The organism is Parapusillimonas granuli, assembly GCF_013416525.1.
Lineage (GTDB): Bacteria > Pseudomonadota > Gammaproteobacteria > Burkholderiales > Burkholderiaceae_B > Parapusillimonas > Parapusillimonas granuli.
On the sequence record NZ_JACCEM010000001.1, the window covers coordinates 174693 to 188523 of the forward strand.

The window sequence follows — 13831 nt, forward strand, 5'->3', positions numbered from 1 at the left end:
TCCTTGGGCCATGGGCCTCTCAATCGCGTTCCAGGGCGTACCCTATTTTTTTGGCTTTTTCCTGCAGTATCGGCAGGTAACGCTCGATCATCATCTCGCCGGACATCTTGCCGGCGAATGAAACCACGTTGATGGCGGCGATCACCGCCGAATGCTTGTCTCGTATGGGAACGGACAGCGAACGCACGCCGAGCTCCAGCGCGCCGTCGCTGAGCGCATAGCCGTCCTTGCGGGCGGCCTGCACGATTTTCTTCAGCTTGCGCTTGTCCGAGATGGTGTTCGGCGTGTATTTGACCAATTCGTTGCGCGCCAGCCAGGCGTCCAGTTCCGCGTCGGTGTATCCGCTGAGCAGCACCAGGCCCATCGAAGTGGAATGGGCCGGCAAGCGGGTACCGATTTCGATGCGATTGGAATAGATGCGGTACTTTTCCACCCGGGCCACATAGACGATCTCGCTGTCGTCGAGCACCGCCATGGAAGAGGTTTCGTCCAATGCGTCCGTCAGTGCCTGGATGTGCGAATAAGCGGCCTCGCCCAAACCGAAAGTAGCCAGGTAGTTGCTGCTGAACTTCAGCACTTTGTGCGTCAGCCAGTAGTGCTTTTCGTCCGTCGCAATGTAGCCGAGCTTGCATAGCGTCAACAGGAACCGCCTCGCGGTGCCGCGGGTCAGGTCGGTGCGCTGCGCCACTTCGGTCAGCGTCATCTTTTCGTGGCCTTTTCCAAAGCAGCTCATCACAGCCAGGCCTCTTGCCAGCGAATTGACGAAATCCGGGTCGCTCATTTTTTGTTCTCCGTGTATGGAATCGGCGGCAAAGTTACTACTCTTTGGTTTCCGGCGCACGATACCACTTGGGAAAATGCTCGCGCACGAGCGTCCCCGAGTCTCGGTATGCATGGCAGGCGCCCAGCTGCAACGGTTTGTCGGTCTCCTTCGCAGGCAACAGGCCCGCCGTCGTCTGCACCGCGACGGTGGCCAGGTTGCCGACCAGCTCGGTGATGTGCGTACAGCCCCTGGCGCCCCCCACCACCTTTGCCAGCTCGCCCCGGAAGCCGGCCTGGATCCGAAGGCCCACCAGGCCCGCATAGACCGGCGCGACGGACCCGCAGTCGGGGTTGTAGGGCGCCGCCAGCGTGACGGCCTCGGCCGCGCGGATGGTCAGCGTGTCGTCCACGGTGATGCGCAGCTTCATGCTGTGGATGGGGGTGTGGGCCGGATGCACGTGGGTTTTCAACACATGGTCGACCGCTTTGACGTCCTGGATCTCGCCTTCGATGTCCCATAGGCCGTCGCTGCGCCGATACCCGTCGATGACGATGGTGCGCCTGTGTATTTTCTTGCGGCTCACGCCGGGCTCCGCGCTCTTCTGCGCGAGGCCGGGCGGCAGGGGCGCTGCTTCTTTCATGGGTGCATCCCCGCTCATTCAGGCGCCCCAGCTCGCGGGCTCGAAACGGAAGCCATCGCCTTCGGCGCGTATGTAGCCGAAATACGGGTCCCCGAAATGCACGGGCAGCATCAAGGCGCCGCTCTTGGCCGTCTGCTTCAGGAATTCATAGCGCGTATTGCGGGCCTGATCGGGATACAGACAGTAGCCGGAATTGATTTCCGGCTTCACGATCTGGATCGGGCTATGGAATATGTCGCCGCTGAATACCGCCTCTTCGCCTTGCGAGCGCACGCGGAACGCCACCTGGCCGGGGCTGTGGCCGGCCGCGTCGACCACTTGCAGGCAATCGGCGATTTCCATGCCGGGGCGCATCATCACCGCCAGCCCTTCTTTCACGATGGGCATGACGCTGTCATCGAACGACGCGCCAAAGACGTCCATGCCTTCGACTTTGTTGCGCCCCGATTCACAGAACCGGAAGTCGGCTTCCGGAATGTAGTACTTGGCATTGGGAAAGGTGGGCGCCCAGCGGTTGTCGACCCAGTGCGTATTCCAGCCCACGTGGTCGGCGTGCAGGTGGGTCAGCGCCACGTGCGTCACCTTTTCCGGCGGCGCGCCCGCGGCCTCCAGCCATTCGAGAATCAGGTTGTTGAGCATGTGCATACGGGGGATATCCGTACGCTGCTTGAAGTTGCCGACCCCGGTGTCCACCACGATGATGTCGTTGCCCGCATGCACGACCCAAAGCTGGATCGTGACCACCAGCTTGTTCATGTGCGGGATCCAATGCCGGGGCGCCATCAGGCTTTGGTTTTCTTCCAGGGCGGCGCGGTCCAGGTCCGGAAATAGGAAGGACGGCGCATGCGTGGGGCCGGAATATTCCTGGATGCGCGTGATGGTGACATCGCCGATTTTCTTTACTTGCATAGCAATCTACCTGTTGATGTGCCGGTGGCTTCATGCCCTATTTGATCGAGCTGGGGTGCTTGGCCAGCGGCACGACCTTGAGCGAGAAGTACGGAAACATGGGCAGGGAAGTCAAAAGCTCGTGCAGTTCGTCGTTGCTTTCGCAGTCGAAGATCGAGATATTCGCCATGCGGCCGGCGACGCGCCAAAGGTGCACGAACTTGCCGGACTCCTGCAGCTCGATCGCGCGCAGGCGTTCGACTTCCTTCAGCTTGGCGAGCTCGGCCGAGTCCATATCGGCCGGCAGATTGACGTCTATCATCACGCAGTACAACATTTCCGCCCCTCCGGGATTGAATTATTCGCTTGGTTGAATTTGTCCGTATACCGGACTTTTGTCCGTATAAAAGACATGAAAGGAATTATAGGCACGCACATGCGGCTGTCAATCGCTATATCGTTTTATTGGCGGAAACATGGTGGAAACCCCTAGCCCCGGCTCCGCCCATGCCGCCCGCCTCGCTCGTCAAGTCGACAGAATCGTCACCAGCGCCACGGCCGAATCGCCGGCCAGTTGGCCGCCGTTGTTCTCGGCCAGGGCCACGCGGGCGCCCGGCCGCTGACGCTCGCCCGCCTGCCCGCGCAGCTGCCAGGTCAGCTCGACGATTTGCGCCGCGCCCGTGGCGCCCAGCGGGTGGCCACGGCTCAACAAGCCGCCGCTGGGATTCACCGAGATTCGCCCGCCGATGTCCGTATCGCCGGAACGGATCAGCTTCGCGGCGTCGCCCGCCGCGCAAAAGCCCAGGTTTTCGTAGTGGATGAGTTCGGCCGGCGCCGAGGCGTCATGCAATTCGGCCACCTGTATGTCTTCCGGCCCGATGCCGGCCTGCTCGTAGGCGGCACGCCCCGCGCGCACGGCCACCACTTCCGGATTGCCGGGCTGGGCCGACACAATGCTGCTGGCACGAATGAATACCGGCTGGTTGGGCAGCTTGCGCGCGTATGCTTCAGAGCACAGGAAGATGGCGGCCGCGCCGTCGCCGATGGACGAACACATGAACAGCGTCAGCGGATCGCTTACCATGCGGCTATTCAGGACCTCGTCGATGGTGGTTTCCTTGCGGAACTGCGCATAGGGATTCATCGACGCGGCCTTGCGGCTCTTCACCACGACCCGCGCGAAATCGCTTGCATCGGCGCCGCATGCGTTCATCCATTTACGGGCTTTCGCCGCGTAGATGTCCATGAAAATGGAACCGCTGCCCGACCCGACACCCTCGGGCATTTGCTCCTCCACGTCCACCGCGCCGGCGAATGCGCCGAATGAGACGGCCTTGTCTTCATGGGAAAGCTTTTCCGCGCCCACCACCAGCGCGGTCTCATGTCGGCCCGACGCAACGGCGACCCACGCCAGATGCAAGGCGGAGCTGCTGGATGCGCAGGCATTTTCCACGTTGAACATGGGCTTGCCGGCGAGGCCCGTATTGCGCAACGCGGCTTGCGAACGGATCATCTCCTGGCCATTGACCGTGCCGCCCGCGGCATTGCCGAAGTACACGGCGCCGACGTCGTCGGCCGTCACGCCCGCATCCGCAAGCGCGGACCTGACCGCTGCTTCGCACAGCGATTTGACGTTGCGCTGCAGAAACTTTCCGAAGGGGGTCATCCCCACGCCACTGATTACAACCTTATTCATGATTCAACTCCGTATGACTGTAGAAGCCGCGCTCAGACGCTGGGGCTGGACAGCGACCGCCCGCCACATACATACAGCGTCTGCCCCGTGACGTACGAGGCTTGCTCGCCCGCGAAAAAGAGCGCCGCGTGCGCCACGTCGGCCGGGTCGCCCATGCGCCGCGCGGGTACCGTTTTTGCCAGCTTGTCGCGTGTTTCCTGACTGTAGCTGCGCAGCAGCGGCGTATCGATGATGCCCGGCGCGATGGCGTTCACCGTGATGCCGTCCTTGGCCAGCTCGATGGCCAGGCTGCGCGTCAGGCTCACCACACCGCCCTTGGACGCCGAGTAATTGGCCTGGCCGAAGCCGCCCAGCCAGGCGCGCGAGGAAATATTGACGATGCGGCCGTGCTTGGCGGCGATCATGTCGGGCACGACTTCCTTGCAGCACAGGAACTGCGACTTTAAGTTGACGCCGATGACCAAGTCCCAATCGGCTTCCGACATGTTCACCAGGCGGTTGTCGCGCGAGATGCCGGCATTGTTGACCAGCACATCGACCTTGCCCGCATGCCGGCGGATTTGCTGAAAGGCCGCCTGCACCGCGGCCGCGTCGGTCACGTCCGCCACCACCGCGAAGCAGTCGGCGCCGCCCCCGGACAATGCCGTGCGCGCCTCTTCCAGCGCCGCGGCGTCGCGATCCAGCATCGCGACGCCATACCCGCTCTTCAGAAACAGGGTGCTGATTTCCAGGCCGATGCCGCTGGCGCCGCCCGTGACCACTGCGAATCTTCTACCGCTCACTGCCGTCTCCCGATGCAATCGATGAGCAGGATGTTAGGGAGCGGCCCCATCGCGGTCAAACGACATTTACTATATGAGCATCAACCAAAAGTTAATCGAGCGCAGCCATGACACCAACCGCCGAACGGCTTCCCCCGCTGAACGCCTTGCGGGTCTTCGAAACAACCGCCCGCCTGCTCAGCATGCAGGAGGCCGCCTTGGCCCTGCACGTGACGCCGGCGGCGGTCAGCAAGCAGATCCAGCTTCTGGAACAGCACCTGAACACGCAGCTGTTCATACGCAGCCATCGCAAGCTGGCCCTGACCCCGGCCGGCGAAAAATACTATGCCCACGTCAGCTCGGCGCTCAACTCCATCCGGCACGCCACGCATGAGGTCGCGTCCCGCTCCGTATCGAGAAGCCTGAAAATCAGGGCGTACACCACGTTCTCGATGTACTGGCTGATTCCCCGCCTCACCTCTTTCCACGGCCTGTTTCCCGACATCAACATCGAACTCACGACGTCTCTGAAGTGGATGGATTTCGACACCGAGGACGTGGACGCCGCCATTCGCCTGGGCGACGGCGACTGGCCGGGCCTGGTCGCCCTGCCCCTGATCCCCAACATACTCGCCGCCGTCTGCAGCCCCGCGCTGAAGAAGTCGCTGCACACGCTCGACGATCTCAAGAAAACCGTCTTGCTGCATACGCTCGCCCGGCCGGACGACTGGAGCCAATGGCTGGCGTCGCAAGGCTACACGGACCTGGACGGCATGCACCATCGCAACTACGAAAGCTCGGTGCTGGTGTACCAGGCGGCGATGCGGGGACAAGGCGTGGGAATCGCGCAAAAGGCGCTGGCGGTGCCGCTCATTGAAAGCGGCGATCTGGTCTACGCGTTTCCGCACGAGCTCGACATGCACGCATATACCTATTATTTCGTCATGCCGGGAAACCGCCCGATCCGACCGGAACTGAAGGTGTTCCACGACTGGCTGATGAATCGCGCCGAGATGGACGGATAGCCGGGCCGGCGCCTGGCGCGGGGTACGGGGTGCCGGGCGCGTGGCGGCCGACGGCGACCGGCTCCGGCAAACTCGACGCGCCGCCCGGTGCCGCGTGCGCCGGCTTATGCGCTTTTCTTCAATTGCATCCAGGTCGACGTTGCGAAGGCGACGGTTGCGCCCTCCTCGTCGGTCATCGTCGACTTCAGAAAAGAGATGCCGCGGCCGCGGCGCACGAATTCGCCGCAGCAACGGATTTTCCCGTGGCGCACCGCCTTCACATACTGGGTCTTCATTTCCAGCGTCGTGCCCGGCCCCTGCAAGTGATTGAGCAGATGCCCCATCGAGATGTCGAGCACCGTGGCGATGATGCCGCCATGCAAGGAGCCTTGCGGGTTGAACATGAAGTCCTTCGGCTCGAAGGTGACGACGCAGCGCTCGTCGGTGTAATCGAATTCCAAGCCTAGGAAGCGCGCCAGGAAAAACTGCTCGAATTCCGGCTTTTGGGTTTCTATCGCAAGATTGAACGCTGATGCCGCCGCACGCTCATCCATGAGGTTGCTCTCCTGAAGTTGCCGATGGCGGAATTTTCAATACGCCTTTTGCGTGCAAGGCGGCCAATCGGTCTGGTGGCAATCCGATATTATCGGCCAGAATTTCTGAAGTATGCTCGCCCAGCAAAGGGGGCGGCATATGATTCCTGATTTCCTGGTCGTCGAAACGGAAGGGGCTCGTAGTCAGTTCAGTTCGGCGAACGCAGGGGGGGGCAGCCGTCCGGAAAAGGAACGGCCGCGCTTTTACTTTCAAACAGGTACCGTGCCCACGTTATATGTAAACAGCTACTGAGCCGGTTTCTACCGGGTCATTACAAGTCGAACAAAAAGCAGACGTGGTGACCTGTTCAGGCTCTTTAAACCTATCAGGCAAATTCGTTGTGCCACTACAGCGATCCGCAGGTGCGATCACTGTGTATCTACCGAGCGATCACTTTTCAGCCGGTTCCAGTACGCCAGCGAGCTTATAGACGTTTGCAGCTGTCCACGAGAACAGCGACGCAATCTCGTATTGTCCCGCGCCAACCGTCAATCGCTTGAACGCGTTCCACAGCGTCGTGTATGAGAAGCTACCTTTGTCAACTGGAAAATTGCTTTCGAACATGCACCGCTGTGCGCCAAATAGATCAATGCACGCGTCGGTGTAGGGGCGAATCGCATCTGCAATCTGCAACGAAGTTGGCGGTTTCGGTTGGCGGTGAAACTCGAATCCAAGCAAGGGCATCCCGAATCCTCCCAACTTAATGTACACGTTGGGACAGGTCGCAAGCTCTGCGAGATTGGTGCGCCAAGTGCGAAACACTTCATCATCTTTTCCCAGGTACGGCCCAATTCTCAGCGGCCCTCCCAAGTGGTTTAGAACGATAACCGTATCGGGGTATTCATGCGCCAAATCGCACAGTTCGGGAATTTGAGGATGGACAAGCCAGGTATCGAAGCTGAGTCCCATGCGGGACAAATGCCCGAAGCCGCGACGAAAGTTTGCGTCGGCAAGTCTGCCAGCATGCAAGGGGCTGGATGTCGAAATACGCATACCATCGTGCCATGCAACGATATTCCTCACGCCGCGCAACAAGCCACCACCGGCAACTATGCCCGCTTCCAGTACAGGCGCTACGGCGTCCCCTAGCGACAAATCAAAGTGACCAACGATCGCTGCGCAGATGTCCGTTTTGCTGCCTCGCTCAAGAGATTCGATCCGCTGTTGCCGTGCGAACTCGATTTCTCCGATTGAGCGAAAGACGGGTTCACCATCACTCTTGTAGTTTGTCTTGCACTGCATGAAAACCGTCGCCACGACATTATGTTGCTTGATGTCGTGGAGAAAATCGGCATTATCGTAGTGCTTGCCCGGCATACCGAACAAGTGATGGTGCGCATCGATTATTGGCAGCTCTGCAAAGAGAACCTCCTCCCTGTCCTGGGCAAGCCAGTCCTCCCGAATGGGGGCATGGGGCGACCATGCCCCTGGTGTCGCCGCCGAACTCACCTGTTTCCCTTTAATGCGCAGGTCAGTACCATTTTTCTACCGTCCTTCATGTCGATTCCTTGCATAACGACTAGCTCAAAGAAGCTCAGTCGACTTTTGAGCCCGATATCTTGACGGCTTCAGCCCAGCGAGCATGCTCTCTTTCAAGATGATTTTTTGCATCGCTTGATGAGCCTCCAAGAATAGAGCGACCGTTGCGGTTGTATTCAGCGACAAGCTCAGGATCCTTCAAAACTTCGTTGATGACAATGTTGAGTTTCTCAATGATAGGAGCGGGCGTGCCTTTGGGTGCGAGGATGGCCGTCCAGGGGACGACCTCCAACTTTGGTAGACCTTGCTCCGCCAGAGTAGTAAGCTCCGGGAAGCCAGGGTGGCGTGTCAAGGTGCCAATTCCGAGAAACTTCACGAGGCCGCTTTCCTGCATGGCTATTAAGGTGCTGATCGGTTCGAATCCGACAATGACATCCCCACCGATCACGCCGTTCACCATAGCTGGTGAACCCTTGTAGGGAATGTGCAGCATATCGATGTCGGTTTCCTTCTTCAATAACTCCATCGCAATGTGGCCGGTTGTCCCGCTTCCTGCGGAACCATAGGCGACAATACCAGGATTAGCCTTGGCGTAAGCGACCAGCTCCTTCAGATTATTAATGGGCGACTTTCCAGATACGAACAGCACGTGCGGCGTCGCAGTGGCCAACACGATCGGTTCAAAATCTTCCAACGGATCATAGGGAAGATTGCTGTAGAGCGATGGATTGATGGCGAGCGTGCCCGTCGAGCCCATCACGAGCGTGTAGCCGTCGGGAGCTGCGATTTTGACTGTGCGGTGCGAAATGCCACCTCCAGCGCCCGGCTGATTGAGGACTATGACGCTCTCCTTTAGGATGTCGGACATTCCTTTGGCGATCTGCCGGGCAGCCAGGTCAGTGCTCTGCCCTCCAGGGAATCCGACCACCATTTGGATCGTCCGCTCGGGAAAGGAGGTAGCAGTGGCGCTCCCCCAACCGACCAGCAGCAACCCGGCAATAAATGAGCGGGCAACAATCGCCGTGTAAGAGTGTTTCATTGTATTGTCTCCACTAATTGAAAAATAAATTGCAAACGTAGGGTTGCGGCCCAATGGTGCTATGCATCGTCCATAGTCAAGAATTTACAAGGACAAAATGCATGCAACAACCTTATTGCAAGTTATATTTTTAATTCCTATTGGTTATTAATTTTGACGGATCCTGCCTGCAGCTGACGACCTTGAAATTGGCTTCAAAGTTGCGCGTCGTGGTCATCGTCGGGAGGACTGGATCGTGATTTCGCCGCCGACGCTCCTAACCGGAAGTGGGCGGCAAATTTCACTTACGCCTGGACGGCTGAGGGTTGGCTGTATGTTGCCGCCGTGATGGATCTGTACTAGGCCTTGTTGACACTATCGTAGGATTTCAGCGATAAGGACGATAGTGACGAATGCGGCGAACATGGCGTCAAGCTTGTCGTATCGGGTGAACACGCGCCGCCAGGCTTTGATTCCCCTGAACAGACGCTCGATGCGGTTTCGCTGGCGGTAGCGCCGCTTGTCGTATTCCCAGGGCAGTCGGCGTTGGGGATTAGGCGGCACGATGGGAACGATCCCCAGTGCGCAGGCCAGCGCCCGGGTTGCGTCATCCTGGTAAGCGCTATCCATGAGTAGCGCCATGCGCCCGTGGTGGGGGCCGAGTTGTTCAATCAAGCGCCTGCCCTCGGGAGCATCCCCCGCCTGCCCGGGCGTCAGACTCCAAGTCACGACGTTGCGATCATCCGCGGCAACCAGATGCAGTTTGGTGCTCCACCCGCCGCGGCTGCGCCCGATGCTTTGGGGGCTGTTTTTTTGCGCGCTCCCGTGCCGTCCGGATGCACCTTCATGATGCTCGAATCCAGACACAGCGCCTCTATGCGCACCCGCATCAGGCGCTCACGCTGCAAATGCTCAAACACCCGATCCAGCACTCCGGCTCGGCTCCAGCGCATCATCCGTGTGTAGACCGTATTCCACTTGCCGTATTTCTCCGGCAGTGCGCGCCACTTGCAGCCATTGGCTGCCACATACAGGATCGCGTTGATCACTTGCAAATTGCCCAGCCGAACGTTGCCACGCTGGCGCGGCAACAAGTCCGCTATTCGCTCAAATTGGGCTTCTGTCAGTTGCATAAACACAAGCATCCAATTTTTCTAAGATAGTGTCAACTGGCCCTAGCGGCGTATCGTCGGCTGGTCGATGCAAGCGACGATGGGCTCCCAGCTGGCGACCGATGCATTGATGATGGCATTACATCGTCAAGACCGTCCCCGCGAAGCCCCGTATCATTCGAATCAGAGCAGCCAATACACCAGTGAGCAGTTCCAGATGCTGTTAACGTGGCACGGCCAGACTTTATTCACGCTCTTCAGAGCGCTCAAGCATAGTTCAATGACTATTCCACCGTCACGCTCTTAGCCAGATTCCTTGGCTTGTCCACATCCGTGCCTCTTGCGCATGCCGTGTGATAGGCCAGCAGCTGCAAAGGAATGGTGTGCAGGATGGGCGACAGCTTGCCGTAGTTCTCGGGCATGCGGATCACGTGGATGCCGTCGCTGTTCATGATTTTCGTGTCCGCATCGGCGAATACGTATAGCTCGCCGCCGCGCGCGTGGACTTCCTGCATGTTGGACTTGAGTTTTTCCAACAGCTCGTCGCGCGGCGCGATGGTGACGACCGGCATGGCGTCGGTGACCAGAGCCAGGGGGCCGTGCTTGAGTTCCCCGGCCGGATAGGCCTCGGCGTGGATGTAGCTGATTTCCTTGAGCTTGAGCGCGCCTTCCAGGGCGATGGGGTAGTGCATGCCGCGCCCCAGGAAGAGCGCGTTTTCCTTGCTGGCGAAGCGGTCGGCCCAGGCCATGATCTGCGGCTCCAGGGCAAGCACCGCGGCGATGGCGACGGGCAGGTGGCGCAGCGACTTGAGCATTTCTTCTTCGCGCGCGGGACTCAGCACGCCCTTGGTTTGCGCAAGCGCGAGCGTCAGCAGGAACAGCGCCGTCAGCTGTGTCGTGAACGCCTTGGTGGAAGCCACGCCTATTTCGACGCCGGCGCGCGTGATGTAGCTGAGCTTGCATTCGCGCACCATGGCGCTGGTCGCCACGTTGCAGATGGTCAGGGTGTGTTCCATGCCCAGGCTGCGCGCGTGTTTCAGCGCGGCCAGGGTGTCGGCGGTTTCGCCGGATTGCGAGATGGTGACCACCAGGGTGGTGGGGCTGGGCACGGTGTCGCGATAGCGGTATTCGCTGGCGATCTCGACGTTCACGGGCACCTTGGCCAGGGATTCTATCCAGTAGCGCGCCGTCAGGCCCGCGTAGTAGCTGGTGCCGCAAGCCAGGATCAACACGTTATCGATCTCTTTGAAGACCCGGTAGGCGCCGTCGCCGAACAGTTCGGGCGTGATGCTTTCGATGTCCTGCAGGGTGTCCGCCACGGCGCGAGGCTGTTCGAAGATTTCCTTCTGCATGTAGTGGCGGTATGGCCCCAGTTCCGCCGCCCCCGTATGCACGTGCACGGTGTGCACGGGGCGTTCCACCGGGCGCCCGGCGTGGTCGACCACCCAGATGCGCGCCAGTTGCAGATCGACGACGTCGCCGTCTTCGAGGTAGATGATTTGGTCGGTGGTGCCGGCCAGCGCGAGCGCATCGGAGGCCAGGAAGTTTTCGCTTTTGCCCAGCCCGACGACCAGGGGCGAGCCCTGGCGCGCGCCCACCACGCGGTGCGGTTCGTCGCGGCAGAATACGGCTATGGCATAGGCGCCTTCCAGGCGCCGCGTTGCCTGCTGGACGGCCTCGAACAGGTCGCCGTTGTAGAGGTGGTCGACCAGGTGCGCGATGACTTCGGTGTCGGTCTGGCTTTCGAATGCGTAGCCCGCGGCCTGGAGTTCGGCGCGCAGTTCGTCGTGGTTTTCGATGATGCCGTTATGCACCAGGGCGATGCGCGCCGAGCCTTTGCCGTGCCCGGAAAAATGCGGGTGCGCGTTATGCGTGGCCGGCGCGCCGTGGGTTGCCCAGCGGGTGTGCGCGATGCCGGTGAAGCCGGCGATGTGTTCTTTGGCGACTTGCTCTTGCAGCTGCGCCACGCGTTCCGTGCTACGCGCGCGCTTCAGTGCGCCGTCGGCGTGCACCGCCACGCCGCAGGAATCATAGCCGCGGTATTCGAGGCGCTTGAGGCCTTCCAGAAGGATGGGGGTGATATCGCGCTGGGCGACCGCGCCGACAATGCCGCACATGAGAGACTCCAGGGAATGATTTGTATTGCCGTTATTGTGCGCAATAATGAAAGAAATTAGATTTCTATATTCTATTGATTATGGTATTTTATTTCTGTATCTTTTCATGTCGGAATTTTCTTTCATATATTTACTATGCAAGAAATAAAAACAGAACCGATTGTTCTGGATGAGCTGGATCTGCGCATCCTGGAGCAGCTTCAAGCGGACAATTCCTTGACGAATCACGAGCTGGCCCGGCGCGTGCATGCGTCGGCGCCCACTTGCCTGCGGCGCGTGCGGCGTTTGCTGGACGGGGGCGTCATCGAAAGGCAGGTCGCCATTCTGGATCCGTCGAAGCTGGGCAGCAGCCTGACGGCGATCATCGAGATCACGCTGGATGTGCAGACGGCCGAGGCCTTGCAGGCTTTCGAGGCGCATGTTGCGCGGGAGCCGGCCATCTTGCAGTGCTATCGGGTGTCGCCGGGGCCGGATTTCATCATCATGGCGCAGGTGACGGACATGCCGGCCTATCATGCCATGGCGCATCGGGTCTTCACGTCACAGGCGAACGTGCGCAACGTACGCTGTTTCTTTTCCATTCACCGCAGCAAGTTCGAAACCCGTATTCCGCTAGGGGGCAGCGGCGGGCAGGAGCCTGCGTCGTCGCCTTAGCCCGGGGGCCGCGTGCGCCGGCCGTCCGCCAGATCTTCGTAAATAGCCAGGTAACGGCGCCCCATCGTCCCGGCGTCATGTTCCCGCTGGACATAGGCCAGCGCCTTCTCGACCGTCGCGGCGCGCAGCCCCCGGTCGGACAGGAGCCGGTCCATGGCCTCCGCCATGGCGGCATGATCGCCCACCGGGCACAGCAGGCCCCGTCCGTCCGCCAGGATCTCGGCCAGGCCACCGGTATCGGTCCCCACCACCGGCACGGAATACAGGAAGGCGTCCAGCACGCTCGTGCCCAGGGCCTCGTGCCGTGAACTGATCACGAAGACGTCCATCAAGCGGTATAGATCCTCGATCGCGGTACGGAATCCGGCGAAGAGGAAATGGCTTTCCAGCCCCAGTTCCTTGACCAGGTCCTTGGCTCCGCCCTCGGCATCCCCGCCCGCGCCCAAATGCACGAACACGAAATCGTCGCGGCGCCGGCGCAGCTCGTGCACGGCCCGCACCAGTGTGCAGGGGTCTTTTTCGGAGCTCAGGGCGGCGGCGGTGCCCAGCACGTGCTTGCCGGCCAGATGGAATTCCTGGGTGAACGCGCGCACGTGCGCAGCGTCGACCGGCTTGGGGACGATGGCGCTGGGGATGATGGCGGCCTTCAGGCCCAGGCGCAGGGGCTCGGCCGCCGCCGCCCGGCTGATGGCTACCAGGGCGTCGACGCGCCGCCATTTCCACAAGGTGCGCCGCTCGCGGCGCGCGGGCACGGGAAAAGCGGTGCGTCGGGTGAACACCACTTTTGCGCCCAGCCAGGGTTTCAGCGCGGCCAGCCAGGTGAGCATGTTGGCGGTCTGGGCATGCAGGATGTCGAAGCCGCGCCCCTGGCGCAGCAGATACGCCGCCACGCCGAACAGGCTTGCGGGCTCGTGCACCGCGAAGCCCTCCCGGCGCGCCCTTTGCGCCAGTTCCGAGCCTTTGCGCGCCAGCAGCCGGGCTTCGTGCCCGGCATCGCGGAACTGCCGCATGCAAAGCAGGGTCTGCCTTTCGCCTCCGCGCCAGCCGCGCTCGAAATTCAATTGCAGGATCTTCATGCGTCAAGGGCTTCCGTGCTCATGTCGCC

13 protein-coding genes and 2 pseudogenes are annotated in these 13831 nt (G+C 60.6%); 3 read left to right on the forward strand and 12 right to left on the reverse strand.

Annotation, left to right across the window (positions count from 1 at the left end):
- Positions 1-19 precede the first annotated feature (19 nt).
- The 6 genes from H0A72_RS00890 to H0A72_RS00915 all read right to left on the reverse strand — a co-directional run bounded on the left by H0A72_RS00890 (position 20) and on the right by H0A72_RS00915 (position 4769).
- The gene (locus tag H0A72_RS00890; RefSeq protein WP_180152949.1) at positions 20-781 is read right to left on the reverse strand and encodes an IclR family transcriptional regulator domain-containing protein; all 762 of its coding nucleotides are present in this window, start codon (positions 779-781) and stop codon (positions 20-22) included.
- Positions 782-818: 37 nt separating this feature from the next.
- Positions 819-1403 (reverse strand): DUF2889 domain-containing protein, encoded by a 585-nt coding sequence (locus H0A72_RS00895; protein WP_180152951.1) that lies wholly within the window; start codon positions 1401-1403, stop codon positions 819-821.
- An 18-nt stretch (positions 1404-1421) separates the two neighbouring features.
- Positions 1422-2312, reverse strand: a complete 891-nt coding sequence (locus H0A72_RS00900) for an MBL fold metallo-hydrolase (RefSeq protein WP_180152953.1) — start codon at positions 2310-2312, stop codon at positions 1422-1424.
- Between the two features lie 37 nt (positions 2313-2349).
- The gene (locus H0A72_RS00905) at positions 2350-2628 is read right to left on the reverse strand and encodes a muconolactone Delta-isomerase (protein ID WP_180152955.1); all 279 of its coding nucleotides are present in this window, start codon (positions 2626-2628) and stop codon (positions 2350-2352) included.
- 189 nt (positions 2629-2817) lie between these two features.
- Positions 2818-3987, reverse strand: coding sequence for a thiolase family protein (locus tag H0A72_RS00910; RefSeq protein WP_180152957.1), 1170 nt, complete (start codon positions 3985-3987; stop codon positions 2818-2820).
- Positions 3988-4019: 32 nt separating this feature from the next.
- Complete coding sequence (locus H0A72_RS00915) at positions 4020-4769, reverse strand: 3-oxoacyl-ACP reductase FabG (protein ID WP_180152959.1); 750 nt, start codon at positions 4767-4769, stop codon at positions 4020-4022.
- A gap of 107 nt (positions 4770-4876) precedes the next feature.
- Between H0A72_RS00915 and gcvA the strand changes: the two genes are divergently transcribed.
- Positions 4877-5773, forward strand: a complete 897-nt coding sequence (gene gcvA / locus H0A72_RS00920; RefSeq protein WP_180152961.1) for a transcriptional regulator GcvA — start codon at positions 4877-4879, stop codon at positions 5771-5773.
- 104 nt (positions 5774-5877) lie between these two features.
- Here gcvA and H0A72_RS00925 read toward each other — a convergent pair whose 3' ends face one another.
- The 4 genes and pseudogenes from H0A72_RS00925 to H0A72_RS00940 all read right to left on the reverse strand — a co-directional run bounded on the left by H0A72_RS00925 (position 5878) and on the right by H0A72_RS00940 (position 9988).
- Positions 5878-6306: a PaaI family thioesterase gene (locus H0A72_RS00925; protein ID WP_180152964.1), complete on the reverse strand. Its 429-nt coding sequence runs from the start codon at positions 6304-6306 to the stop codon at positions 5878-5880.
- A gap of 430 nt (positions 6307-6736) precedes the next feature.
- Positions 6737-7795, reverse strand: a complete 1059-nt coding sequence (locus H0A72_RS00930; protein WP_180152966.1) for an amidohydrolase family protein — start codon at positions 7793-7795, stop codon at positions 6737-6739.
- Between the two features lie 85 nt (positions 7796-7880).
- A complete protein-coding gene (locus H0A72_RS00935) occupies positions 7881-8864 on the reverse strand; it encodes a Bug family tripartite tricarboxylate transporter substrate binding protein (protein WP_180152968.1) in 984 nt (327 codons plus the stop codon).
- Positions 8865-9218: 354 nt separating this feature from the next.
- A pseudogene (locus H0A72_RS00940) lies at positions 9219-9988 on the reverse strand (IS5 family transposase).
- A 34-nt stretch (positions 9989-10022) separates the two neighbouring features.
- Between H0A72_RS00940 and H0A72_RS22490 the strand changes: the two are divergent.
- Positions 10023-10199, forward strand: a pseudogene (locus H0A72_RS22490) (IS3 family transposase); the annotation flags it as partial.
- A 40-nt stretch (positions 10200-10239) separates the two neighbouring features.
- Here the strand turns inward: H0A72_RS22490 and glmS are convergent.
- Entirely contained in the window at positions 10240-12072 is a 1833-nt protein-coding gene (gene glmS, locus H0A72_RS00945) for a glutamine--fructose-6-phosphate transaminase (isomerizing) (RefSeq protein ID WP_180152972.1), read from the reverse strand.
- Between the two features lie 135 nt (positions 12073-12207).
- Here glmS and H0A72_RS00950 point away from each other — a divergent pair, with 135 nt between their 5' ends.
- Entirely contained in the window at positions 12208-12726 is a 519-nt protein-coding gene (locus H0A72_RS00950; RefSeq protein WP_180152973.1) for an Lrp/AsnC family transcriptional regulator, read from the forward strand.
- On the opposite strand, the gene H0A72_RS00955 is transcribed toward H0A72_RS00950, so the two are convergent.
- On the reverse strand, positions 12723-13802 hold the full coding sequence (locus H0A72_RS00955) for a glycosyltransferase family 4 protein (RefSeq protein ID WP_180152975.1): 1080 nt from the start codon (positions 13800-13802) through the stop codon (positions 12723-12725). The two genes, H0A72_RS00950 and H0A72_RS00955, sit on opposite strands and share 4 nt — an antisense overlap.
- Between the last annotated feature and the right edge of the window lie 29 nt (positions 13803-13831).